The organism is Halorubrum sp. SD612 (assembly GCF_002135005.1).
Window position 1 is genome coordinate 1 of the sequence record NZ_NEWI01000003.1, and the last position, 23,764, is coordinate 23,764.

Here is a 23,764-nt window from a genome sequence, read left to right on the forward strand (position 1 = left end):
GGGACCGGCCCAACGCCGGGAGGCGGCCGGGCCGCCGGCGGCGAGGTGGCGACGACGCCCGCGGCCGTCTCGCGCGTCGTCCCGTCCGCGAGTTCCACGGTCGCACCGCCCGCGTCGGCCGCTCCGGTTCGGAAGGGAATCCGGCCCCCTCCGGCGATCCGGACCGCCTCCACGTCCCCGCCGGTCTCGATCTCGACGCCCGCCTCGCGGGCGCGGTCGGCGAGCGCGGCGGGGAGCGCGGCCATCCCCTCGGCGGGGACGCCGATCGACCCACGGCCCATCGCGCGGAACGTGTACTCGAAGACGTGCTTCGAGGTCGAGAGGCTCCGGTCTAAGGTGATCCCGCCGTAGAACGGCTCGACGAAGTTCTCGACGTAGTCGTCGGCGAACCCCCAGTCGCGGAGGTACTCGCGGATCGGGGCGTCGCGCCCGGCGAAGAACTCGCCCTCGTCGCGGTTTCCGAGGTCGTACCGCAGCGCGAGCGTCCGGAGCTTGTCGGAGAAGGAGACCTCGTCGTTCAAAAGCGAGGGAATCGCGGACAGCGGGTCGCGGAGGGGGTCGCCGAGCGTCGAGCGCGAGCCCGGCCGGCAGATCGTCGCACCGGGCGCGAACGTCCGGAGGTCGAGGTCGTCGAGCCCGTCGGCGCCCAGTTCGCGCTCGACGGCGGGGTAGCTCGAGAAGAGGACTTGGAAGCCGCGGTCGACGGTGAACCCGTCGACCGTCTCCGTCCGCACGCGCCCGCCGACCTCGGGGCGTCGCTCGTACAGCGTCACGTCCGCGCCCGCCTCCGCGAGTCGGGTCGCCGCGACGAGCCCCGCGAGCCCGCCGCCGACGACCGTGGCGTTTCCGTTCATATGTGCTGTATCGGGTCGCGGGTTTATAAGCGGCGGCGGGTCGAGGCGATTCGATTGGCGAAGCCACAGCCGCTCGGCCGCGTTGCTTCTGATAAATCGCTGATCGACACAGTCCACTCCGAAGCCCCGCCCGACGGCGACCGCACAGCGCCTCGCGCCACCGCGGTTCGGGGTCTCGTCGAGACGGTCATCCGCACCCGAGTGCGAAGCGATTAGTCGCCGCCGCCGCAAGGTTCGGTATGGCAGACTTCGAGACCACGCCGGCGTTTCGCGGGCTGGAGAGTCGGGCGTCGGGACGCGTCCACGAGACCGCCGACGCGGCGGCCATCGACGACGACGAGCGGGCGCGCGGACTCGACCCGGTCTACGACTACGACGCCGTCGACCCCGACGACCTCTTCGACCCGGCGGCCCGCGGCGCGAGCGGCGACGCGCGGACCGCGCCCGCGACCGCGCGCGGCCACTGGCGCTTCGACGCCCTGCTCCCGTTCCCGGCCGAGGGCGCGCTCACCGCGGGGGAGGGCGGGACGCCGCTCGTGGCCACCGACCGGCTCGCGGACGAGCTCGACGTCGACGCGGTGTACGTCAAAGACGAGGGGCGCAACCCGACGGGGACCGTCCTCGACCGCGGCCTCTCGCTCGCGACGACCGCGGTGGCGGCCCGGGCCGCCGCCGGCGGCGACGTGGAGCCGCTCGTCTGCGCGAGCCCGGGGAACGCCGGGCAATCGATGGCGGCGTACGCGGGCCGGGCGGACCTGCGGTCGTACGCGTTCGTCCCCTCGCGGTGCGCCTTCTCGAACAAGTCGATGACGAACGTCCACGGCGGCGAGATGCGTGTCGTCGGCGGGCGCTTCCCCGACGCGGCCGACGCGGTCGACGAGCAGCTCGCGACCGACTACACCGACCTCGGCGAGTTCGCCACGCCGTACCGCCACGAGGGCACGAAGACGATCGCGTTCGAGCTCGTCGCCGACCTCGGTGACACCCCCGACGTGGTCGTCGTCCCGACCGGATCCGGCGAGGTCGTTGCCGGCGTCAACAAGGGGTTCGCCGAGCTGGCCCGGATCGGCGCGGTCGATGACACCCCGAAGGTCGTCGCCGCGCAGGCGTCCGGCTGCGCGCCGATCGCGGCCGCCGTCGAGCGCGGCCTCGACGAGCCCGAACCGTGGTCGACGCCCGACACAATCTGCGGCGAACTGGAGATTCCGGACCCCGCGGGCGGCGCCGCGGCAGTCGAGGCGGTCACCGAGAGCGGCGGGACCGCGGCCGGCGTCGACGACGACGACATCCTCGCGAGCGCGGTCGCCGTGGCGCAGAACGAGGTCGTCGAGATGGGCGCGACGGGCGGCGCGGCCCCCGCCGGCGCGTGGGCGCTCGCCGAGGAGGGGTTCTTCGACGGCGACGAGACCGTCGTGCTCCTCAACAGCGACGCCGGGCTGAAGACGCCCGACGTCCTCCGCAGCCACCTGATGGGACAAGGGATTTAGAAACGGAACCGGCGGTCAGCGACCGATTCGATTCAATCGCGCCGCGCGAGCAGGCCAGTGGCGAGCAGCGCGATCGCGGCCGCGACGACACCAAATCCGGGGACTTCCGCGCCTGTGTCGCCGTCGCTGCCGCCCGCGTCCGTCTCGTTTCCGTCCATGCCGTCGGTCGAGGAGTCGCCGCCGTCCGACGTATCATCGCTCCCGGACGAGTCGCCGTCGGAGGAGCCGTCGTCCGACGACTCGCCGCTCTCGGTGCCGTCCGTCGACTCGCTGCCCTCCTCCTGTAGCTCGACCACCGCGTTCGACAGCGTCGTCGTCGACCGGATCACGCTGCGCGGCGCGGGCTGGTTGAGGTAGTCCACGTTCATCACGACGTAGTTCTCCTCGACGCCAGCGGTCGTGCTGGCGTACGGCTCCTCCGCCAAGATCGCGGCCTCGGGGTCGGTGACCAGGATTAGCTCGGGGTCCGTCTGGAGGATCACCTCGTCGGAGAGCTGCGGGTACGCCTCGTACTCCGCGGCGACGTTGTCGGCGCCCCCGACGTTCATGATCGCGTCGATGAAGGTGTTGTTCGCGGCGACGTAGCCGCCGCCGAGCGGGTAGAGCGCGGCCGGACGGTCGACGCCGGCGGTCCGGTTCTCCGCGGCGTCGACCGCGTCGTACATCTCCTCGTTCGTCTCGCTCGCGGCGTCGCACGCGCCGACGAGCCGACCGATCGTCTCCGTCTTCTCGGCGATGTCGTCGATCGAGGTCGCGGCCGGGAAGTGGTACACTTTGAGCCCCTGCTCGCGGAGCGGCCCCACGTCGGCGGCCGAGGAGTTCGGCGCCAGCACGAGGTCGGGCTCGGTGTCGACGACGCGCTCGACGCTCGCGCCGAACTCGGCCGAGACGTTCGCACGCTCCTTGGCGCCGTCGAGGTAGAGCGCGAACCGGCTCACGCCGACGACGCGGTCCTGTTCGCCGAGCTCCCACAGCGTCTGCGCGGCCGACGGGTTGAGCGTCGTGATCCGCTCGGGACGCTCCTCCAGCGTTATCGTGGTCCCGGTCGCGTCGGTCGCGTTGAGCGGGAAGCCGCAGGCGCCGTCGGTCTGTGCGGGGGCGGCCCCCGCCCCGGCCGCGGACCCGACCGCCGGCTGTGTGCCCGCAGCCGATTGCGCGCCCGCAGCCGGTTGCGCGCCCGCAGCCGGTTGCGCGCCCCCGGTCAACTGCGCGCTCGCGCTCGGTCTGTCCGTCGCTATTGTCGGCTGTGCGCCCGCGGCGGTCCCGGCGACGCCGCCGATCAGGGCGGTCGCCACCAACGCGGCCATCGCGATTGCGAAGCTATTTCGCATCGAATTGAGGACCGGACTCGTCCAATAAGTATTTATTTACTACAAGTTGTGTTGGAGAACGCATGCGACCCTGGGCCCGCTCGGCGGCGTGGTCGGCGGCGATAGCCGCGCTGCTGGCGGTCGTCGTCGTCGTCAGCGCCGCGATCGGTCCCGTCCGTATCCCGCCTGAGACGGTGGTGAAGTCGGTGTTGAACGCGCTCGCGGTGCCCTCCGGAATCGAAGCGAGCGCGAGCGGTGTCGGCCCGTTGCCGGTCCCCGGCGTCGGTCCCCTCACGCTCCCCGGCGTCGACCTCGCGTTCGCGTCGCCGTTCGCGTTCCCCGTCGACTCCGTCCACCAGCGGATCGTCGTGGGCGTGCGGCTCCCGCGGATCCTGCTCGCCGCGCTCGTCGGCTTCGCGCTCGCGGCCGCCGGCACGGTGATGCAGGGGTTCTTCCGAAACCCGATGGCCGACCCGTCGATCATCGGCGTCTCGTCGGGCGCGGCGGTCGGCGCGGTGGCGTTCATCGTCTTCCCCGCCGCGCTCTCCGCGACCGTCGCGCTCCCGCTCGTCGGCCCCGTCGAGGTCGCGCTCTCGCGGGGCGCGGGGACGAGCCTCTTCGCGTTCGTCGGCGCGCTGGTCGCCGCCTTCGGCGTGTACGCCATCGCGACCCGGAACGGCCGGACTCCCGTCGCTACCCTCCTGCTCGCCGGCGTCGCGGTCCAGACGTTCCTCGGCGCGGTCGTCTCCTACCTCCAGCTCCAAGCGGGGGAGTCGCTCCGGCAGATCGTCGCGTGGCTGATGGGCCACCTCTCGGGCGCGGCGTGGAGCGAGGTGGCCGTCACCGCCGCCGTCGTGCCGCCGCTGTTCCTCCTGCTGCTCGCGTACGCCCGTGACCTCAACGTCCTCCTGCTCGGCGAGGAGGAGGCACGGGGGCTGGGGATCGCGGTCGAGCGCACGAAGCGGGTGTTGCTCGCCGCCTCGGCGCTCGTCACGGCCGCCGGGGTCGCGTTCGCCGGCGTGATCGGGTTCGTCGGTCTCATCGTCCCCCACATGCTCCGGCTCGTCGTCGGGCCCGACCACCGGACGCTGCTCCCGACCGCGGCACTCGCGGGCGGCACGTTCCTCGTCGCGGCCGACACCGTCGCGCGCTCCGCGGCCGCGGAGTACCCGGTCGGGATCATCACCGCCGCGGTCGGCGCGCCATTCTTCGTCTACCTGCTCGTGACCCGGGAGGTGACGGAGCTGTGAGTGCGGATCCCACCGTCGACGCCGAGACGACGGGCGCGGCCGACGCGGCGGAGTCGGCCGCGGGCGGCGGCGACGGTTCCGAGGCCCTCCCCGACACGGCGCTCTCGTTCGGCGACGCGCCGCTGCTGTCGGCCGCGGACGTGGCCGTCTCGTTCGGCGACCTCGACGTCGTCTCCGGCGTCGACCTCCGGGTCGAGCCCGGCTCGCTCGTCGGCCTCGTCGGGCCCAACGGCGCCGGGAAGACCACCGTGCTGCGCGCGGTGACCGGCGCGGTCGAGCCGGACGCCGGGACCGTGCGCCTCGGCGGCGACCCGGCGTCGTCGCTGTCGGCCCGTGAGGTCGGTCGGCGCGTCGCGAGCGTCCCGCAGACGACGAACCTCTCGTTCGACTTCCGGGTGCGCCACGTCGTCGAGATGGGTCGGACGCCCCACCTCGGGCGCTTCGACGCGCACGGGACCGAGGACGACGCCGCGGTCGACGCCGCGATGGCGGCCGCCGGCGTCGAGCGCTTCGCCGACCGGTCGATCACCGAGGTCTCGGGCGGCGAGCGCCAGCGCGTGCTGCTCGCGCGGGCGCTGGCGCAGGCGGCGCCGCTCCTCCTCCTCGACGAGCCGACCGCCAGCCTCGACGTACACCACGCAGTCGAGACGCTCGAACTGGTCCGCGAGTTCGTCGACGGCGGCGACCGGGGAGCGATCGCCGCGATCCACGACCTCGACGCCGCGGCCCGCGACTGCGACGAGGTGGTCGTCATCGCGAACGGCGGGGTTCAGGCCGCCGGGCCGCCGGAGTCGGTGCTATCGGCGTCCGCCGTCGGCGCGGCCTTCGACGCCGAGGCGTTCGTCGGTCGCAACCCGGCCACCGGGACGCCCGCGGTCACTGCGTTCCCGGAGAGCGACGCCGACCCGCGCAGCGTCCACGTGATCGGCTCGGGGCGGTCGGGCGCGCGCGTCGTCGCCCGGCTGGCCGCCGCGGGCCACGAGCCCTCCGTCGGCGTAGTCCCCGAGGGAGACACGGCCGCCGGCGCCGCCGCGGACGCGGGCGCGACAGCGGTGACGGCGCCCCCATTCGAGGACCCTTCCCCGGAGGCGCTCGCTGCGGCGCGCGACCTCGCGGCCGACGCCGACGCGACGCTCGTGGTCGCGGCGGACGGCGACGTCGCCCCGACAGCGAACGGCCCGAACGCCGAGGTCGCGGCGGCCGCGGACCGCGTCGTCGACGTCGCCGACGACGTCGACGACGCGGAGCTGCTCGACGCCGTCGCGGCCGCGAGCGGTGCCGAGCCGGCGGAGTGACTCCGGCCGCTCGGGTCCCCGCCGTCCGGCCCGCGAAGCGTCACCGTTTATTCGCTTGACCGCGTCCCTCCGACGATGAGCGTCCCCTGCGTCGCCGTCGCCCGCGAGCGCGGCGAGACCGTCCGGAGCCGGCTCGCCGACGCCGACGCCCTCGACGGCGACCACCAGATCGCCGTCGACGGCGAGACGATCTACATCCCCGTCGCGGACCGCGAACTAGTGCCCGCTGCGTTCGCCGATCGGATCGTCGAGCGCGACGCCGAGCGACGGGACCGCCCCACGACGCCCGCCGACATCCTGGGATACGAGCCCTCTATCGAGCGGCTCGGTGACATCGTCATCGTCGACGAGGACGACGACGAGCGCGCCCGCGAGATCGCCGACGCCGTCGCGGCCTCCGACGTGCCTTGCGAGACGGTCCTCAACCGCGCGTCGCCGATCGAGGGCGAGTTGCGGGTCCGCTCTTGGGACGTGCTGGTCGGCGACGACACGGAGACGGTCCACCGCGAGTACGGCCACGAGTTCGCGCTCGACGTCGCCGCGGTGTACTTCTCCCCGCGGCTCGCGACCGAGCGTCACCGCGTGGCCGAGCAGGTCGACCCCGGAGAGTCGGCGATCGATATGTTCGCCGGCGTGGGCCCGTACGCGGTACCTATGGCGTCCCGCGGCGCCGACGTGGTCGCCTGCGATCTCAACGAGCGCGCGGTCGAGTACCTCCGCGAGAACGCCGCACGCAACGGGGTCACCGACCGGGTGACCGCGATCAGCGGCGACGTGCGCGACCTCGCCGACTCCCACGCGGACACCGCCGAACGCCTCGTGATGAACCTCCCCCACTCCGCGGACGAGTTCTTGGACACCGCCGTCGCGCTCGCCGGCGACGACTGCGTGATCCACTACTACGACATCCAACACGAGGACGACCCCTTCGGCCCGGGGCAGCGCGCGATCGAGGCGGCCGCGGGCGACGACTACGCGGTCACCGTCGAGACCGAGCGGGTCGTCCGGTCGTACGCCCCCCACGAGCACAACGTCTGTCTCGACGCTCGCCTGACGCGCGACGCCGACTGATCCGGCCGCTCCGCGCGCCCGACGAACCGAGGCAGACACGTCAGGGAATATACTTATGAGTGTAACTATCTAACATGTCTTCGTATGAGCGACGCCGCAGACCCCGAAGAGCGAATCGACGAGACGACCACGTGGCCGGAGCTGGCGATGGGGCTCTACGACCGCTTGACCGGTCGAAACGCCGAGATACACTACCAGTTCGAGGACATGACCGTCGAGGTGCCGAGCGGGACGGGAGACGACGTCGAACACGCCGAGTGGCGCGTCGACGGCGGCGTCCGCGTCACGACCCGTGAGCGGGACTGAGTCTCACGCCGCCCTCGCAGTCGAGACCGACGACCTGACGCTCTCCGTCGACGGGGTCGATGTGTCGGTCCACGCTACCGAGCGGCGCCTGTTCCTCGAAGTAGAGAGCGTCGGTGACGCCCTCCGCGTCGCCCGCCGCCTCCCGGGCGACGCTGCCTCGGACCTCGCGGTCAGGGAACTGCGACTGGGGGACCTCACCGCTGAGGTCAGGGTCCGCGGACGAACGGTCGCGATCGCGGGCGCCGACGCGCGCCCCGGTCCGGTCTCACACCGCCTCGGCGTCGCGCCCGCCGAGGTGCGCCTCGCGGGGGTCGTCGGCGCCGGATACGGCGGCCTTTCCGCCGCGGTGCGCCGCGCGCGGCGGCTGTTCGCGTAGCGTCGAACGGGACGGAGAGCGGCGGCGCCGCTCGCGATCCGTCGTCGAGACAGCGAAAACGCCGCGCCGCCCCGAGGGGGGTCGGGGCGGAGCGGCCGGGGCCCGTCACATGACAAGCGGCCGCGGCGACGGTCGGCGGACCAGAGGCGATTTTGCGCTTGGCGCGTCGGTGACGCGTTTCACACGGTAGCCGCGGCGGAACGCTACTGGGGATGACGGCCGCGCCGAGTCGCGGTTGGGGAGACGACCGACGAGACCATTGCCGCCCGGTACGGGCTCCGACCGGGCACGCACCGCCGAGGGATTCGATCCCCGCCGTCTCGGCACGCGGACGGTGTCAACACATTCAAATTGAAGTCCGAACGAGTATTTAGTCTTTTTCCTTATACAATTGTATTGTGTTCTGGTTTCCTGTGTGTTTATAGATGTAATATGGGAACGATTGTGACGTTCGTCTTATTCGTATCGGGCGCGCGCGTCGCTTCCAGCGCGCGGCTCGGCTCCCGCCGCGTCCCCGTTGCGTCCCCGTTTCGGAACCCTTATTTTTCCGTCCGGGAATTGTGTGATGAGCGCCGGGGTAGCTCAGCTGGCAGAGCGATTCCTTCGTAAGGAATAGGTCGAGGGTTCAAATCCCTCCTCCGGCTCTTCTACCGAATCGTCTTCCGACCGAGAGCCGCGGCCGTGCGCGCCGTCGTCCTCCGTGATCGGCCTCTTTCTGATCGTTCCGTCACCGCTGTGCGATATCAGATTTATATTATCAAAAGAATATTAGGTGTGGGTCTATGTACCATGGAGCCGTATGCGCAGATATGCGACCAGAATACGAGCATCACGGCGAAGAAGTGTACGAGTGTTTCAAATGCGGTCGGCGAACGGACTCGCCGGGCGAGTGCGAGTGTGGCGGTGAACTGTGTCATATCGGCCGTTCCCGGGATCTGTAGCCAGATCTGTCACCGCCCGGTCTCGGCCCGTCGTCGATCCGATCAGTCGCTCCCGGCGGCGTCGTTCCCGTCGCCTCCGTCGGCGTCGCTTCCCCCGGCGTCGTCGCCAACCTCGCTCTCCGCGTCCTCGTCGCTCGCATCCCCGTCCGGCTCGAACTCCGGCAGCGAGAGGACGTTCTCCCGCCCCAGCCGGAAGCCGTCGAGGTCGCCCTCGTCGCGGAGCCCCGTCACCACCTGACTCGTCTTCGCGGCGGTCCAGTCCAGCTCCTCGGCCACCTGCTTCTGTTTCATCCGACCGCCCTGTGACTCGATGAGGCGAAGCACCTGCTCCTCGTTGCTCAACAGGTCGCTGTCGACGGTCGGCGCCGCGTCCGCCTCGTCGTCGCTCTCACCGGAGGTGTCCGCGTCGCCGTCTCCGCCGAGTCCCGACTCGTCGCTTGCGGCAGTCCCGTCACTCGCGGCAGTCTCGTCACTCGCGGCAGTCTCGCTCCCGGCGGTCTCGCTTCCGACCGCCGTGTCGGTCGCGACGACTCCCTTTCCGCCGTCGTCCCCGGCGTTGCGCCGCCGATAGGCGGTTGTTCCGGCGACGACGAGCACGGCGAAGAGAGCGACGAGCCCGGCGGTCGGCACCCCCGAGAGCGGCCCGGCGGGTGCGACCGCGATCCGCGGTTGGCCGGCCGAGAAGTCGACCGGACCGTTCCAGACGACGGACCCCTCCCGGACCTCGCTCGGCTCCGGCGTCGTCTCTCCGAGGCGATACCCGTCCGGCCACGAGACGATGAGCGGCGAGGAGCCGTCGAGGAACAGCCCGTCGACCGCGTCGCCGACGCGCAGCCGGTCGCCGTCGACGGCGGCGAAGTTCGTCCACTCGAACCGGTAGGTCAACACGCCGTACGCCTGCGGGAGTTCGCGCCGCTCGGCGGTGACGGTCGCGTTCGACACGGTCATGTTGCGCCCTGTCGCCGACTCGGCTGTCGCCGCGGTCGAGGCCATCCGATCGCGGAACCGGGTCGTGTACGCCTCCGTGTCGTTCTCCACGTCGGCGCGAAGCTGCTCGAACGCCCGCTCCTCCTCGTCGGTGCCGAGCCGGATCCGGTACTCGACGGTCCATTGCGCGTCGCCGTCCGGTTGGACGGCGACCGCCATCGACACGTCGTCCGGTTCGACGTCCATCTGTGCGAAGCCGCCCTCGAACGGGACCGCGCCCGCGCCGCCGGCGGCGAGGGCGAGACCGACGGCCCCGAGGAGTGCGACGACGGCGAGGAGGACCGGCGCTCGCTTCACGTCCTACGCCACACGGAGAGCCGGTAAATTCCTTCCCATGCGGAACGGTTACGCGGTGCCGCCGCCAGCGGGGCGGCGGGTGTGTGCGGGTTCACGGCGCCACCGACTTCACGCATCGAGGCGAGACGGACTGCCGACGGTCGTCGGCGGGGCGCCCGCGCCGCCGCTCGAACTGTTTCCGTCGGGGCCGCCGCTCGGACCGTTTCCGTCGGAGGCGCCGCTCGAACTGCCTCCGTCAGAGCTATCGTTGCTCGAACTGTCTCCGTCGGAGGCGTCATCGCTTGAACAGTTTCCGTCGGAGGCGTCATCGCTTGAACCGTTTCCGTCGGAGGCGCCATCGCTTGAACCGTTTCCGTCGGAGGCGTCATCGCTCGGCCCGCTTTCACTCCCGGGTTCGCTCCCCGGGTCAGTCGGACCGCCGGTCGACGCGTTGCCGGCTCCGCCGCCGGTCGCGGTGCCGGATCCCGGGGGGTCGGACCGGTTCGGGCCGTCCGCGGCGACGGCTCCGGTCCCGTTCGCGCTCCCCGACGCCGGCGGTCCGACGGACCCGTTACCGGGCTCACCGCCCGGACCCTTTCCCGAACCGGCCCCGGGCGTTCCCATCGATCCGTTCCCCGAGCTCGCTCCCGGCGGCCCGGCCGATCGATTTCCCGAATCTCTTCCGGGCCGCCCCATCCCGGGTGAGCCGGCGTCGACGGGCGGGCCGCGTGCGGTCCCGTTGCCCGGCGGGCCGCGCCGCCCGGGGGCGACCGGTCCGCCGACGTCTTTGCCCGCCACGCCGCGGGCGATGGCGGCGACCTCGGGGCCGCTGAGTTCGTTCGCGCGCTCGCGCAGCGTCGCCAGCCGCTCGTTGTCGACGCCCGTCTCGTTCCGGACGGCGGCGGGGAGTTCGGCGGCCGCGCTCGCGCTCCGGTTCAGCCCCCGCGAGAGCGTCTCGATCCGAGCGGTCGTCGTCGCCATCCGCGCGGCGTACGCGCCCTGACTCAGCTCCCCGGCCTCGCGGCGCTCGCGGAGCTCGTCCTGTCGCTGTTCCAGCTCCGCGAGGCGCTCCGCGGTCCGGTTCAGCCGCTCCGCGACGACGGCGGCGCGGCTCTCGTTGGTCTCGGACTCCCGGAGCGCGACCTCGAACGCTCGCGATTCGACCTCGCCCTCGATCTCCGCGCCCTGAACGCCGACGACGCCGGCGAGCCGCTCGCCGGGACTGAGGTCGCCCGTCGCGTTCGCGCCGCTCGCGCTCTCGGCGCCCGAGTCCGCACCGCTCCCGTTCCCCGGGTCGGTCTGTGCGGTCACCATGCCCGCCGGCGCGGCGGCGGCGGCTCCGACGATCAGGGCCGCGGCGACGGCCGCGACGACGAGACTCGCAATCCAGCGGTTCATTACCAGCGTCTACGCCCTCCGATCGTATATATCCGGAACTCCGTTAAGCCGGATCAACGCGGATTAATCGCCCGACGAGACCGGGACGGCTCGATTCCTCAAAAACGAGTGACAACTGCGGGTCGCCTCCGCGGAGGACGCGCCGTCGCGACTCAGTACGTCTTCGCGAAGTACGCCGTCCGCTCGGCGGCGTCGTCGCACATCGCGCACGTCTCCTCGTGGTCCCCGTCGGCGAGGGGGTCCTCGTCGTCGAACGGGACCATCACGATCTCCGCGGCCATCGGTTCCTTGATCGGCTCCTCGCAGGCCTCGTCGCCGCACCACGGCGCCTTCACGTAGCCGCCGTGCTGGCCGAGCGTGCCGAGGATCTCGGCGCGGTCGTCGGCCTCGCGCACGCCGTCGTCGAGGGTCTCCTCCGCGGTCGCGTACAGCTTGGCGTATATCTCGTCGAACTGGTCGCGGACGGTCTCGGCGACGGCCTCGCGGTCGACCTCGACGCTCTCGCCGTCGGGCCGGTGGACCAGCGTGAGCTCCTCGTCGTCGACCTCGGGGGGACCGATCTCGATCCGGAGAGGGATCCCGTTGAGCTCGTGTTCGTTGAACTTGAACCCGGGGTTGCGCTCGTCGCGGTCGTCGAGCTCGACCCGGATCCCGGCGTCGTCGAGGTCGTCGGCCACGCCCTCGGCGTAGTCGAGGACGTCTTCTTTCGTGTCCTCCTGCCAGATCGGGACGACGACGACCTGCGTGGGCGCGACGGTGTGGGGCAAGACGAGCCCCTGCTCGTCGGAGTGCGTCATGATCAGCGCGCCCAGCGCGCGCCACGAGAGCCCCCACGAGGTGGTGTGGGCGGCGCGCTCCTCCTCGTCCTCGTCCGAGTAGGTGATGTCGAACGCCTCGGCGAACGACTGCCCGAGGTGGTGGGAGGTGCCCGCCTGGACCGACTTCCCGTCGGGCATCAGCGCCTCGACGGTCGTCGTCGTGTCCGCGCCGGGGAACTTGTCGTGGTCCGGCTTCTGCCCCTTCAGGACGGGCAGCGCGAGCAGGTCCTCGTAGACGGACTCGTACTGGTCGAGCCGCGTCATCGTCTCCGCCCACGCGTCCTCGCTCGTCGCGTGCGCGGTGTGGCCCTCCTGCCAGAGGAACTCCTTCGTGCGGAAGAACGGCTTCGTCTCGGTCGCCTCCCAGCGCACGACCGAACACCACTGGTTCACGCGCAGCGGGAGGTCGCGGTGGCTACGGACCCACTGCGAGATGTACGGCGTGATGATCGACTCGGAGGTGGGCCGGACGGCGAGGCGCTCTTCGAGCTCCTTGTTCCCGGCCTCGTCGACCCACGCGACCTCGGGGTCGAACCCCTCGACGATGTCCTTCTCCCGTTCGAGGTACGACTCGGGGATGAACAGCGGGAAGTAGGCGTTCTGGACGCCCGTCTCCTTGAACTTCGCGTCGAGGAACCCCTGAAGGCGCTCCCAGACCGCGTACGCCCGCGGTCGGGTGACGATGAAGCCGCTCATCCCTTCCGGGCCGTAGTCGGCGAGGCCCGCCTTCCGGACGACCTCGGCGTACCACTCGCCCGTGTTGTGCGTCTTGGACTCGGTGATCCCGAGCTCTTGGTCGTCGTCGCTCATTACTCTCGAAAGCGGGTGTCGCGGGCTTAAAAGGTCCGAACCCGACCGCAGCGCCGCGTCCGCCCCGAACGTGTACCCCGGTCACGTCCCGCACAGATGGAATCCGGGGAAACGTTAACCGCCTCGCGTCGCCTACGTCGCCCATGGACCTGTCGGGGGTGCGCCGCCACGCGCCGCAGTCGCTCGCCGGGCGGCGCGAGGCGGCCGTGTTGGCGCCGGTGATCGCGCGCGACGGCGACGCCCACCTGCTGTTCACCAAGCGCGCCGCGCACCTCGGCGAGCACCCCGGACAGATGAGCTTCCCCGGGGGCGGCCGCGAGCCGATCGACCGGACGCTGACGGACACCGCGCTGCGCGAGGCCGACGAGGAGGTCGGGATGCGGTCGTCGGAGGTCGACGTGATCGGCCGGCTCGACGACACACGCACCTCGTCGCAGTACGCGGTCCGGCCGTTCGTCGGCGTCGCACCCGACCGCGAGTACGTCCCGGATGAGTCGGAGGTCGCGGAGGTGGCGGTCCTCCCGGTCGACGCGCTCACCGACCCCGCGAACTACGAGTCGGAACGCCGCGTCGACCACCCGGAGTACGGCGACCACCGCGTCCACTACTTCCACGTCGGCGGCTACACCGTCTGGGGCGTGACGGGCCGGATGGTCGTCCAGCTGCTGGAGCGGACGACCGACTGGCGCGCACCGTCGGAACCCGATCGCGTGGTGGGGGCGGACGCCGAACTGCCGATCTGACTGTTGATGCTTTCGGTGCCTCGGTCCCAATCGCTCGCTCATTTATACAGCCACAGTGAACTCCTCAGCAGCTGCTAGGGACTACCTGCCGGACACGGACGATGTGGTCAGCACAAGTGCCGTATTATGCTCTCTGTTTAAATTATAAAACCCGTTAGAATGAGTTGTAGGTCCACTTCCTCGGTTAGAAATCAAATCTCCATCCGTGTGTTATCGTCTCAGCGCTGCCTTTATGTTGTAAAGGTTGTAAGGATAGACAACAAGGCTCTGACAACGACCAGTTGCGCGGGTAGGTGGACTGAGCCTCGTAATGCACCGTATTCAGCGTCAGACGGACGTAGGGGGCCTAGGAAACCCCTGTGGGACAGCCCGGAGACTTCGACCATGACGAACGCAACAAAAAGAATACCAGTAACCGAAGAACGATGGAAGGAACTAAACGAGCTAAAGACCGCAGGGAAGACCTACGACGATCTGCTGGAGGAATTAATCCAAGATCACCGGCGGTGTCAGCTTGCCGACAAGGTCCGCGAGGTTCGCGAGGCCGACACGGAGGAACTGACGCCGCTTGATGAGCTATAACGTCCTGCTCGCAGACGACGCACGCGAGTACGTTTCCGCGCTCGACGAGAAGAGTACACGGATCATCAAGGAGAACCTCCGGAAACTGGCCGAGGAGCCGTATCCGCGCCCCGCGGCCAGCTCTGGTGACCGTGAGAAGCTAACTGTCGACGGTGAAGAGATCTACCGGCTCCACATCGGCCGTACTCACACCGCCTTCTACGACGTGCTGGAAGAGCTGGAAGAAGTCCGGGTGGTGGAGGTCGTCGACATCGACGAAGCGCACAAACGCTACGGCTAATCGGTACTCGCAGAACATCTGCGCCCTGTATTCAGCACACACGCGAGAGGGTATCATCACTGGCGAATTTCAACGAAGCCGTTTATCCACAAATCGACGTTAAGAGGAGTGACATCCGAACACACAACGGCGTAATCGTCCATCAATGACATCGCGACGACCCATCCCGTCGCCTCACTCCGCGGGCTCGACTTCGAACCGCAGCGTCAGGTCGGCCCCGTCCGCCAGCGCGGCGACGAGGTCGCGGTCGAGGTCGGCGGCCGCGCCGTCGCCGTCGACGAGGATCGTCCGCTCGTCGTCGGTGTAGTCGCTGGTGCGGCCGACCATCGAACGGTCGTCGAGGAGGGACAGGTCGGGGTCGCCGCGGCCCGCGATCGTCTCCTCGAACGTCTCGTCGCCCGGTTCGACGACGAGCGTCGCCTCGATGGTCGCGTCCGCGTCTCGACACGCCTCGCGGAACTCGGCCGAAAAGTCTCGGGGGGTCCGGTCGGCCTCGAGGCCGACGATACAGTCGCCGGCGGGCGTGAGCCAGTCGTCGGTCGTGAGTTCGAACGTGCTCGCGTGCTCGGCGGAGACGTGCTCGTGGCCCGTCGCGCGGACGACTTCGACGCGGGTGTCGTCGACGTCGCGCTCGCCGTCGTCGAGGGCGTCGCCCGCGGCGGGCTCGCTCGGGGCGTCTGCGTCGCTCATGCTCGCCGGTCGGCCGCGGCGCGACAAGTGGCCGTCGCTTCGGCGGCGAAGGCGGAGCCCGGGACTCCCGCCTCAGACGTCGGCGCCCTCGGCGAGGGCCGGGACGAGCCGGGCGGGGTTCTTCGCCAGCACGCGACGCATCAGGTCCTCGGAGACGTCGAGCGTGAGCACCTCCATCACGCCGACGTTCGGGTGGACGTCGGGCGCCCCGGAGCCGAAGAGGACGCGGTCGGGGTGTTCCAACACGCCGCGCTCGAGCACCTCTCGGTAGCGCACGGCGCTCGTGTCGACGTACACCCGGTCGTACTCGTCGAGCAGGTCCAGCGTCTCGTTCATCAGGTCGGCGTCCAGCGGGTAGCCGCCGAAGCTCCCCAGCACGACCGGCAGGTCGTAGTCCAGCAGCTCCGTCTCGACCGCCTCGGGCGGGAATTTCCGGCCGGCGTGGACGAAGAGTGGGAGGTCGGCGTCCTCCAGCCGCGTCAGCACGTCCTCGTTCGGCAGCCCGTCGACGTGGGGGGCCAGCGTGAAGCCGTGGAAGCGGTCGTCGTAGGAGTACTGCTCGACGTCGTCCGGCCGGGCGTGGTGGTCGCCGCGCTCGGCGCGGAGGTTCCGGACCACCGACACGGGCCCGGTCCCCGGGTCGCGGGGGCCGTTGAGCCGGGCGAACGCGACGAACGGGCGGTCGATCGACAGGCGCGCGACCGCGTTGTTCGCGCGGAGGTAGCTCCGCCCGGCGGCGCGCTGGCCGGGGCTCGCGACCGCGCGGACGATCCCGGCCTGGAGCATTTCCCGTTCCAGTCGCTCCGGCGAGATGTCCCGCCCGTGGGTGGCGACCGACGACTCGTCGGGGTCGAGGGTCGCGCGGGTGTCGACGATCCGGAAGTCGTGTTCGAGCCCGAGCATGGCCGCTCTCTACCCGTCCGTCCCGGGCGATCCGGATGTGCCTGTCGGTCGCACGACGGCGGGCGACGGGGGCCGAGGCACGCGACGCCGTCGCACGCGGAGCCAAGGCTGAAGACTCCTCGCCACGCCGAGCCGACATGGAACTCGTCGAAGCCGACGAGGGTGACCTCGGCGCGCTCGCTGACAGGTGGTACGACCTCGCGACGGCGATGGAGGCGTACTCGTCGCTGAACGAGATACGCCACAAGGACGCCGGGTCGGTCGCGGACGACGGCTTCCGCGCGCACCTCGACGACCCGTCGGTGACCGACTACCTCGTCGCCGTCGACGGCGAGACGGTCGGGTTCACCACCCTCGAAACGGGCACCCGGCCCGCCCGAGAGCGGGGCCGGTACCTCGATATCGTGAACCTCGAAATCGACGCGGAACACCGGAATGAGGGGTACGGCACCGCGGTCGTCGATCGGGTCGAGGAGTTGGCCCGCGAGGCGGACCGCGACTACCTCACCGTCTCCTGCGAGTGGGGCAACGACGGCGCGCGGCGCTTCTACCGGGACGCGGGCTTCGAGCCCAAGCAGGTGACGTACGCGCGGTCGGTGGAGTGAAGCGAGGGGGCGATGCGCCCACCGACGCCCGCCGCGGTCCCGATTAGGGTCCGGCGGTCGAGACGATCTTCACCACGTCGCCCTCGGTCAGCTCGTGGTCCTCGCCGATCCGGCGCGAAGCGCGCGCGTCGACCGCGTGGAGGTACCCTTCGCCGATGTCCGAGTGGACCGCGTACGCGAGGTCCCGCGGAGTCGACCCCGCGGGCAGGAGGAACGCGTCCGGGAGGACGTTGCCCGTGCCGTCCGTCCACTTGCCGGCGTCCTGGACCGGGTAGGCCGTGATCCGGTCGAGCAGGTCGTAGACGGCCGCGTTCAGCGCCGACTGAACGCCCGTTCCGTCGTGGGCCGTCATCGACTCGCGGAGGGCGTCGAGGCCGGCGCGCTGGTCGTCGGAGACGTCGCCGACGATCTCGAACGACTCGTCGCCCGGGTCGTAGTCGACGACGCCGGCGTCGGCGGCGCGGCGCAGTGCCAGTTCTCCGTCGGCGGTCGCCGGGACCACGGGCTTGTCCGTCCCCTCGCGGATCCGCTCGACCGCGTCGTCGGGGGCCGCGTCGACCTTGTTCGCGACGACGACGATGGGCTTGGTGCGCCGGCGGACCGCCCGCGCGAGCGCCTCGCGGTCGTCGTCGGTCCACGCCTTCGGATCGTCGGGGTACTCCAAGCCGCGCAGCACCGCGGTCACGTCCCGCTCGGTCGCGCCGAAGCCGGTGAGCATGTCCGAGAGCGCGGCTTCGAGGTCGAAGTCCGGCGAGCGCGACTTCCGCTCGACGCTCTCCCAGTTGCGGTCGACGATGCCGGCGAGCCACAGGTCCATCTCCTCCTCGACGAAGTCCACGTCGTCGAGGGGGTCGTGGCTCCCGACCTCGACCGGTTCGCCTTCGGCGTTCGTGGCCCCCGAGGCGTCGACGACGTTCAGGACGACGTCCGCGTTCGTCAGTTCGTCGAGGAACTGGTTGCCGAGGCCCTTCCCCTCGTGCGCGCCGGGGACCAGTCCCGCCACGTCGAGCAGTTCGATCGGGACGTAGCGCTTCCCGTCGCGACAGTTCTCGTTCTCGCAGCGCTCGTCGCGGTCGAGACACGGGCAGCGCGTCCGGACGTGGGTCACCCCGCGGTTGGCGTCGATGGTCGTGAACGGGTAGTTCGCGACGTCGACGTCGGCCATCGTGGCGGCGGTGTAGAAGGTGGACTTGCCGGCGTTCGGCTTGCCCGCGAGCGCGACCGTGAGCATACCCGACGGTCGCGGCCCCGCGAAAAGCGCCTTTCGGTCGGGCGCGGAGACGTATCGAATATGAGCCGGTCCGATGGTGCGGTGGCGCGCGCCTCCGAGCGCCAATGGGGCGCGAGGAGCGCGTGCGAGGTCGCCGGCGCTACGCGCCGGCTGCCAGAGGGACCGACGGTCCCTCGCTGGTGTCGGGCGGCCGGAGCGAAGCGGCGGCCGGAGCGAAGCGGCGGCCGGCCGACGCGGCTGGGGCTTTGGCGGCAGTCCCCGTCGACTCGCTGGCCGCGTCTCACGAAGGATAGAATTTCAAGCGGCTTTACTGCCGCCGTCAGGTCGAAAATCTACTTCCGCGCGACTATCCGCAGCACGTCCTCGTCCGCCAGCTCGTGGCTCTTCCCGACCTGCTGGTCGTCGTGCTTGGCGCTCTCGCCCGAGACGCGCGCGAACTTGAACCGCTCGTCGAGTTCGCCGCCCAGCTTCGTACAGGCGTCGCCGACGGTGTCGCCCTCGAAGAGGATGAGCGGCTCCTCGTAGTCCACGCCGCGCCCCGGCTTGTCCATATAAATCCGAATAACCCCGAGTTCCTCCCAGAGCCGCTCTTTGAGCCCGTCGAGGCCGAGCTCCTTCTCGGCCGAGATGAAGAGCACGTCGTCGGGGTCGAGGTCGCGGTCGCGGAGTTCCTCCTTCACGGTCGGCAGGTAGCTCTTTTCGATGAGGTCCGCCTTGTTGACGGTAACCATCGAGGGGAGGTACTCGCGGTTGTCCATCACGGCGTCGACGAGCTCGTCGATCGTGAGGTCGTGGGGGATGGTGACCTTCGCGTTGACGTAGCCGTACTCGCGGAGGACCTGCTTGATCGTCTCCTCGTCGAGGCTCACGTCGTCGCTCATCGTCACGCCGAGCCCGTCCTTGTGGGTCTTCCGGATGTTGATGTTCGGCGGGTCGGTGTCGAGGCGGATGTTCGTCGCGTACAGCTCCTCGCGCAGGCGGTCGTACTGCTCGATCTCGAAGACCGAGAGCATGAACACGACCAGGTCCGCGGTCCGGACGACCGAGAGGACCTCCTTCCCGCCGCCGCGGCCGCCCGCCGCGCCCTCGATCAGCCCCGGCACGTCGAGGATCTGGATGTTCGCGCCGCGGTACTGCAGCATGCCCGGATTGACGTCGAGGGTCGTGAACTCGTAGGAGCCGACCTCGCTGTCGGCGTTGGTGAGGGCGTTGATGAGGGTCGACTTGCCGACGCTCGGGAACCCGACCAAGGCCACCGTGGCGTCGCCGTGCTTCTCGACCGCGTAGCCGTGGCCGCCGCCGGCGGAGGACTGGTTCTCCAGCTTCTCCTTTTTCTCCGCGAGCTTCGCCTTCAGGCGCCCGATGTGGGCCTCCGTGGCCTTGTTGTAGGGCGTGTTGGCGATCTCCTCGCGGAGGTCTTCGATTTCCTCCTCCAGTCCCATTACCCGTCTCTCGGCCGCTCGGCTCGTTAAAGGTGTTCCTTCGGATCGCCGGGCCGTCGTCGGGTCGCCGCCGCGAATCGAATCCCCCGACAGCGGTCCGCGAACGGGGGCGTCGCCGCCGAACGAGTGGTTGGCGCGCCGATACTTCGACACGGTTATATCGACGACGAATAATCACTCGGCACGCCGAATGCCAGATCCGTCGAGCCTCCGCGACAGTACGCAGATCGTCCTCCCGCGCCACGCGCTCGACGGCCACCGGGAGTGCCTCGAAGACCGGTTCACGGTCACCGTCGTCGAGACGGCGGAACGGTACCGGATCATCGGCAGCCCGGTCGAAATCAAGGCCGCGAGCGACTACCTCACGCGCAACGGCGTCGCCGTCGCGTGACGCGCTCCCGACGACGCCCCTCTCCCCTCCTTCTGCCCCGTCCGGAGCGTTGAAGTCGCCGCTCTCCGAGACCCCGGACGATGGTCACCCGTCGGACGGTCCTCGCCTCCGGCGTCGCCGGAGTCAGCGCGGTCGCCGGCTGTGCGGGGGGCTCCTCGCCCGCGAACGCTGACGACCGCGGCGGAGCCGACGCGGGCGGCACCGACGGCGACGCCGGAAACGGAACCGCCGCCCGAATCGGCCTCGTCGGCGACCTGATGCTCGGACGGAGCGTCGCCGACCGCTGGGCGGATGCCGACGATCCGACGGCGGTTTGGGCGTCGACGCTCCCGCGGCTCCGCGACCTCGACGCGCTCGTCGGCAACTTGGAGTGTTGCGTCTCCGACCGCGGCGACCGCTGGCCGGACAAGACGTACTACTTCCGGTCGCCGCCGTCGTTCGCGGTGCCCACGCTGGAGGCGGCGGGGGCGTCGTTCGTCTCGCTCGCCAACAACCACGTCCTCGACTACCGGGAGCCGGCCCTCCGCGACACTCGGCGGCACCTCGCCGACGCCGGAATCGCCCGTGCGGGCGCCGGCGAAAACGCCGCCGGAGCGCTCGCCCCAGCGACGTTCGAGGCGGGCGACCTCACCGTGGCCGCGTTCGGCCTCACCGACCAGTCCGCGGCGTTCGCGGCGACCGACGCCGACCCGGGTACGGCGTTCGCGCGGCTCGACCCCGGCGTGCGCGAGACGCGCGCTCTCGTCGGCGACGCACTCGACCGCGTCGCCGAGGCGGACCCGGACCTCGTCGTTGCCTCGCTCCACTGGGGCGCGAACTGGGAGACCGAACCGCGCGCGGTCCACGAGCGATTCGGGCGCTGGCTCGTCGAACTCGGCGTCGACGTCGTCCACGGCCACAGCGCGCACGTCCTCCAGGGCGTCGAGGTACATGATGGGTCTCCGATCGTCTACGACGCCGGCGACTTCGTCGACGACTACGTCAGCTATCGCGACCGGGAGGGGGTGTACAACAAGCGGAGCGCGCTCTTCGAACTCGTCGTCCGCGACGGGGACCTCGTCGCCCTCGACGTCGTCCCGACCAAAATCGCCGACGAGGCCGCGGCGCTGGCGGACGACGAGGTCGCCGAGTGGGTCCGAGAGACGGTCGCCGAGCGCTCCGCGGCGTTCGGGACCGTGGTCGAGGGGCTCGGCGGCGAACTGCTCGACGGCCGCCTGCGGATCCCGCTGGGCGACGGGTAGCCGGCCCCTCTCCGGACCGCTGGACCGCTACACCCCCGGACCGCTACATCACCGGACCGCCAATCGCCGCGCCTCCGACGGCTTCCGGATCCCCACGACGGCTGCTGGGGTCCAAACCCTATTCGGTCCGATACCCCAATGGGAGCCGTGACGAACACCAACCGCGAGTGGCTTCTCGCCGAGCGGCCGACCGGCGAGCCCGATCAGGACAGCTTCGAACTGCGCGAGACGGACGTTCCCTCGCCCGCACCGGGCGAACTGCTCGTCCGCGTCCGGTACCTCTCGGTCGACCCGTACATGCGCGGCCGGATGCGCGACGCCGAGTCGTATGCCGAGCCGTGGGACGTGGGCGACGCGCTCAGAGGCGGCGTCGTCGGCGAGGTGGTCGAGAGCGAGAGCGACGCGTACGAGGCGGGCGACCTCGTGACGGGCGAGGGGCGCTGGGCCGACTACGCGACGCTCGACGCCGACGACGTCGCCCCGGTCGACCCGGCGATCGCCGACCCCGAGGCGTACCTCGGCGTCCTCGGCATGCCCGGGCGGACCGCCTACTTCGGCCTCCTCGAAGTCGGCGAGCCGAAGCCCGGCGACACGGTCGTCGTCTCCGGCGCGGCGGGCGCGGTCGGCTCGGTCGTCGGACAGATCGCGAAGCGCAACGGCTGCCGCGTGGTCGGGTTCGCCGGCAGCAACGAGAAGACCGCGTGGCTCACCGACGACTTGGGCTTCGACGCCGCGATCAACTATAAGACGACGGACGACTACCGCGCCGCGCTCGACGAGGCTGCGCCCGACGGGGTCGACGTCTACTTCGACAACGTCGGCGGACCGATCACCGACGCGGTGTTCACGAGACTGAACATCGACGCGCGGGTCGCGGTCTGCGGGCAGATCGCCCATTACAACGACGAGTCGGTCCCGACCGGACCACGGAAGCTCCCGCAACTGATCCCGGTGCGAGCGAAGGTCGAGGGCCTGCTCGTCGGCGACTTCGCGACGCGGTTCGGCGAGGCGAGCGAGCGACTCGCCCGCTGGGTCGCGAGCGGCGACCTCGAACACCGCGAGAGCGTCGTGGACGGGCTGGGGAACGCCCCGGACGCGTTCCTCGGACTGTTCTCCGGCGACAACATCGGCAAGCAGGTCGTGCGGGTGTCGTCGCCGGACGACGAGTAGCGACCGCACCGAGGCCGTCAGAGCCGGTCGAGGGCCTCGTCCAGGTCGAACTGCTCCGTCGATTCGCTGAACTCCTTCTGTTCTCCGTCGCTCTCCGACGCCGGCGTCACGAGGCGCACGAGGTCGTGGTCTATCGAGTCCGCGGTCACGGTCGCGTCGAAGCGCTCGCGCTCGGTCGCCGGTCCCGAGAACGGTTCGACGCGCTCGACGCCGTCGACCGAACACGCCACGGCGCGACACACCGCCTCGCGGAGGCGGTCGGTCGTCCCCCACCCCGACGGCGGCACGCGCGGCAGCGCTCGGTCCCGGAACCGCCACGTCTCGATCGCCAACTCCGCGTCGTGAGGGGCCATTACCGCTGGTACGCGTACCGCGGACAAGTGGGTTTTGCCGGGTCGGACCGACGGTGTCGACGCGTGACCCGTCTCCCAAACCGCGACGGGGCCGCGGCCGTCCGGATCCGTGGACTCACTCCTCGAACGCCGTCGGGTCGAAGGGGTCGGACGCCTTCCAGTACCCCGAGAAAGCCTGGTCCGCCCACTCGCGCACCGCCGGATCGTCGGTGTGGAGGGACGCCCGGAGGATGCCCCCGTCGTCGCGGACGAGCAGGTACACGGTGTCATCGGCGACGGTGACCGCGACGGGGACCTCCTCGCGACGGACGCGGATCTCCGCGTCGTCGCTCTCCGCCAGCGTTCGAAGCCGCCTCCAGAGGACGTCGTCTGCCGCGAGCGCCTCGATGGCGCCGGCCGAGAGCACCGCCTCGAACGTCTGCTCGCCCGCGGCCACCCGGTCCCGGGCCGTCGCGAGGCTCTGTTCGTTGAGCGTGTGTGAGAACGCGCGCAGCGTCGTCGCCCCCGCCATCGCGTCGAGGACGCGCTGGAGCGGCGCGCTCGGTCGCGTCCGCGTCGGAACGGTCACGGTCGCGTCGGCGAGACGGCGGAGGTCGAACCCGAGTTCGGCCGTCGGCAGGTACGCGACCACGTCCCGCAGTTTGGCCTCCGTCTCGAGGAGGGCGACGAGCTCTTCGACGCCCTCGGCCACCAACTCCCCGGTCGCGGTGGCGACGTACTCTTCACCGTCGCGGCTGACCCACGACCGGTCGGCGAAGTCCTCGAGGATCCGACCGAGGGTCGCTTGCGACGCCCCCGTGGCGGTCGCGAGGTCCGCCCGCGTCTGCGGCGCCGACGCCAACAGCTGTAACACCTCGACGCGGTTCGTCGAGCGGGCGAGGAACTCGATCTCCTCGAGCGGGGCCTCCATACGCGATCAAGCGTCCACCGGAATAAACCGGCTTCGCTCACCGT

At 70.6% G+C, this 23,764-nt stretch carries 24 protein-coding genes and 1 tRNA gene; 14 read left to right on the plus strand and 11 right to left on the minus strand.

All coding sequences use genetic code 11. The annotated features are described in order from the left end of the window. A partial coding sequence (locus B9G38_RS00675; RefSeq protein WP_143415337.1) for an NAD(P)/FAD-dependent oxidoreductase occupies positions 1–854 on the minus strand: 854 nt, incomplete at its 3' end. A gap of 239 nt (positions 855–1,093) precedes the next feature. Between B9G38_RS00675 and B9G38_RS00680 the strand changes: the two genes are divergently transcribed. After that, a complete protein-coding gene (locus B9G38_RS00680; RefSeq protein WP_086219145.1) occupies positions 1,094–2,341 on the plus strand; it encodes a pyridoxal-phosphate dependent enzyme in 1,248 nt (415 codons plus the stop codon). A gap of 32 nt (positions 2,342–2,373) precedes the next feature. Here B9G38_RS00680 and B9G38_RS00685 read toward each other — a convergent pair whose 3' ends face one another. Then, entirely contained in the window at positions 2,374–3,672 is a 1,299-nt protein-coding gene (locus B9G38_RS00685; protein WP_086219146.1) for a PGF-CTERM-anchored ABC transporter substrate-binding protein, read from the minus strand. A 62-nt stretch (positions 3,673–3,734) separates the two neighbouring features. On the opposite strand from B9G38_RS00685, the gene btuC reads away from it, so the two are divergent. From btuC to B9G38_RS00715, 6 genes are all read left to right on the plus strand, one after another. Next, a complete protein-coding gene (gene btuC, locus B9G38_RS00690) occupies positions 3,735–4,901 on the plus strand; it encodes a vitamin B12 ABC transporter permease BtuC (protein WP_049932834.1) in 1,167 nt (388 codons plus the stop codon). A gap of 122 nt (positions 4,902–5,023) precedes the next feature. Then, a complete protein-coding gene (locus B9G38_RS00695; protein ID WP_394334904.1) occupies positions 5,024–6,196 on the plus strand; it encodes an ATP-binding cassette domain-containing protein in 1,173 nt (390 codons plus the stop codon). Positions 6,197–6,271: 75 nt separating this feature from the next. Beyond that, positions 6,272–7,267, plus strand: coding sequence for a class I SAM-dependent methyltransferase family protein (locus B9G38_RS00700; RefSeq protein ID WP_086219148.1), 996 nt, complete (start codon positions 6,272–6,274; stop codon positions 7,265–7,267). Between the two features lie 84 nt (positions 7,268–7,351). Next, positions 7,352–7,573, plus strand: a complete 222-nt coding sequence (locus B9G38_RS00705; RefSeq protein ID WP_049932832.1) for a hypothetical protein — start codon at positions 7,352–7,354, stop codon at positions 7,571–7,573. Further along, positions 7,560–7,949 (plus strand): peptide ABC transporter ATP-binding protein, encoded by a 390-nt coding sequence (locus tag B9G38_RS00710; RefSeq protein WP_086216236.1) that lies wholly within the window; start codon positions 7,560–7,562, stop codon positions 7,947–7,949. The genes B9G38_RS00705 and B9G38_RS00710 overlap by 14 nt, the downstream gene beginning before the upstream one ends. 571 nt (positions 7,950–8,520) lie before the next feature. Further along, positions 8,521–8,593 (plus strand) — tRNA-Thr (locus tag B9G38_RS00715). A gap of 339 nt (positions 8,594–8,932) precedes the next feature. Here B9G38_RS00715 and B9G38_RS00720 read toward each other — a convergent pair. The 3 genes from B9G38_RS00720 to proS form a co-directional block, all read right to left on the minus strand. Next, positions 8,933–10,174 carry a hypothetical protein gene (locus B9G38_RS00720; RefSeq protein WP_086219149.1) on the minus strand — a complete coding sequence of 414 codons (1,242 nt, stop codon included), beginning with the start codon at positions 10,172–10,174 and terminating at the stop codon, positions 8,933–8,935. 108 nt (positions 10,175–10,282) lie between these two features. After that, on the minus strand, positions 10,283–11,551 hold the full coding sequence (locus B9G38_RS00725; protein WP_086219150.1) for a hypothetical protein: 1,269 nt from the start codon (positions 11,549–11,551) through the stop codon (positions 10,283–10,285). Between the two features lie 152 nt (positions 11,552–11,703). Next, complete coding sequence (proS, locus tag B9G38_RS00730) at positions 11,704–13,179, minus strand: proline--tRNA ligase (RefSeq protein WP_086219151.1); 1,476 nt, start codon at positions 13,177–13,179, stop codon at positions 11,704–11,706. Positions 13,180–13,322: 143 nt separating this feature from the next. Between proS and B9G38_RS00735 the strand changes: the two genes are divergently transcribed. The 3 genes from B9G38_RS00735 (at position 13,323) to B9G38_RS00745 (ending at position 14,784) form a co-directional block, all read left to right on the plus strand. Continuing rightward, the gene (locus B9G38_RS00735) at positions 13,323–13,922 is read left to right on the plus strand and encodes a CoA pyrophosphatase (protein ID WP_086219152.1); all 600 of its coding nucleotides are present in this window, start codon (positions 13,323–13,325) and stop codon (positions 13,920–13,922) included. A gap of 384 nt (positions 13,923–14,306) precedes the next feature. Continuing rightward, a complete protein-coding gene (locus tag B9G38_RS00740; protein WP_086219153.1) occupies positions 14,307–14,504 on the plus strand; it encodes a hypothetical protein in 198 nt (65 codons plus the stop codon). Continuing rightward, positions 14,494–14,784, plus strand: coding sequence for a type II toxin-antitoxin system RelE/ParE family toxin (locus B9G38_RS00745; RefSeq protein ID WP_086219154.1), 291 nt, complete (start codon positions 14,494–14,496; stop codon positions 14,782–14,784). The genes B9G38_RS00740 and B9G38_RS00745 overlap by 11 nt, the downstream gene beginning before the upstream one ends. Before the next feature lie 174 nt (positions 14,785–14,958). On the opposite strand, the gene B9G38_RS00750 is transcribed toward B9G38_RS00745, so the two are convergent. Then, positions 14,959–15,474, minus strand: a complete 516-nt coding sequence (locus B9G38_RS00750) for a DUF371 domain-containing protein (protein ID WP_086219155.1) — start codon at positions 15,472–15,474, stop codon at positions 14,959–14,961. Positions 15,475–15,546: 72 nt separating this feature from the next. Next, entirely contained in the window at positions 15,547–16,377 is an 831-nt protein-coding gene (locus B9G38_RS00755; protein ID WP_049932825.1) for an amidohydrolase family protein, read from the minus strand. 137 nt (positions 16,378–16,514) lie between these two features. Between B9G38_RS00755 and B9G38_RS00760 the strand changes: the two genes are divergently transcribed. Then, positions 16,515–16,982, plus strand: a complete 468-nt coding sequence (locus B9G38_RS00760) for a GNAT family N-acetyltransferase (RefSeq protein WP_086219156.1) — start codon at positions 16,515–16,517, stop codon at positions 16,980–16,982. Positions 16,983–17,025: 43 nt separating this feature from the next. On the opposite strand, the gene B9G38_RS00765 is transcribed toward B9G38_RS00760, so the two are convergent. Both B9G38_RS00765 and B9G38_RS00770 read right to left on the minus strand, forming a co-directional pair. After that, a complete protein-coding gene (locus tag B9G38_RS00765) occupies positions 17,026–18,213 on the minus strand; it encodes a redox-regulated ATPase YchF (RefSeq protein ID WP_086216636.1) in 1,188 nt (395 codons plus the stop codon). 332 nt (positions 18,214–18,545) lie between these two features. After that, positions 18,546–19,655: a GTP-binding protein gene (locus B9G38_RS00770; protein WP_049932822.1), complete on the minus strand. Its 1,110-nt coding sequence runs from the start codon at positions 19,653–19,655 to the stop codon at positions 18,546–18,548. 190 nt (positions 19,656–19,845) lie between these two features. Between B9G38_RS00770 and B9G38_RS00775 the strand changes: the two genes are divergently transcribed. The 3 genes from B9G38_RS00775 (at position 19,846) to B9G38_RS00785 (ending at position 22,457) form a co-directional block, all read left to right on the plus strand. Beyond that, positions 19,846–20,046 carry a hypothetical protein gene (locus B9G38_RS00775; protein ID WP_049932821.1) on the plus strand — a complete coding sequence of 67 codons (201 nt, stop codon included), beginning with the start codon at positions 19,846–19,848 and terminating at the stop codon, positions 20,044–20,046. Positions 20,047–20,126: 80 nt separating this feature from the next. Next, positions 20,127–21,287: a CapA family protein gene (locus tag B9G38_RS00780; RefSeq protein WP_086219157.1), complete on the plus strand. Its 1,161-nt coding sequence runs from the start codon at positions 20,127–20,129 to the stop codon at positions 21,285–21,287. A 147-nt stretch (positions 21,288–21,434) separates the two neighbouring features. After that, positions 21,435–22,457 (plus strand): NADP-dependent oxidoreductase, encoded by a 1,023-nt coding sequence (locus B9G38_RS00785; RefSeq protein ID WP_086219158.1) that lies wholly within the window; start codon positions 21,435–21,437, stop codon positions 22,455–22,457. Positions 22,458–22,474: 17 nt separating this feature from the next. Here B9G38_RS00785 and B9G38_RS00790 read toward each other — a convergent pair whose 3' ends face one another. Together B9G38_RS00790 and B9G38_RS00795 are read right to left on the minus strand one after the other, a co-directional pair. Continuing rightward, entirely contained in the window at positions 22,475–22,810 is a 336-nt protein-coding gene (locus B9G38_RS00790; protein ID WP_049932818.1) for a hypothetical protein, read from the minus strand. 115 nt (positions 22,811–22,925) lie between these two features. After that, complete coding sequence (locus B9G38_RS00795; protein WP_086216633.1) at positions 22,926–23,720, minus strand: winged helix-turn-helix domain-containing protein; 795 nt, start codon at positions 23,718–23,720, stop codon at positions 22,926–22,928. Positions 23,721–23,764 lie beyond the last annotated feature (44 nt).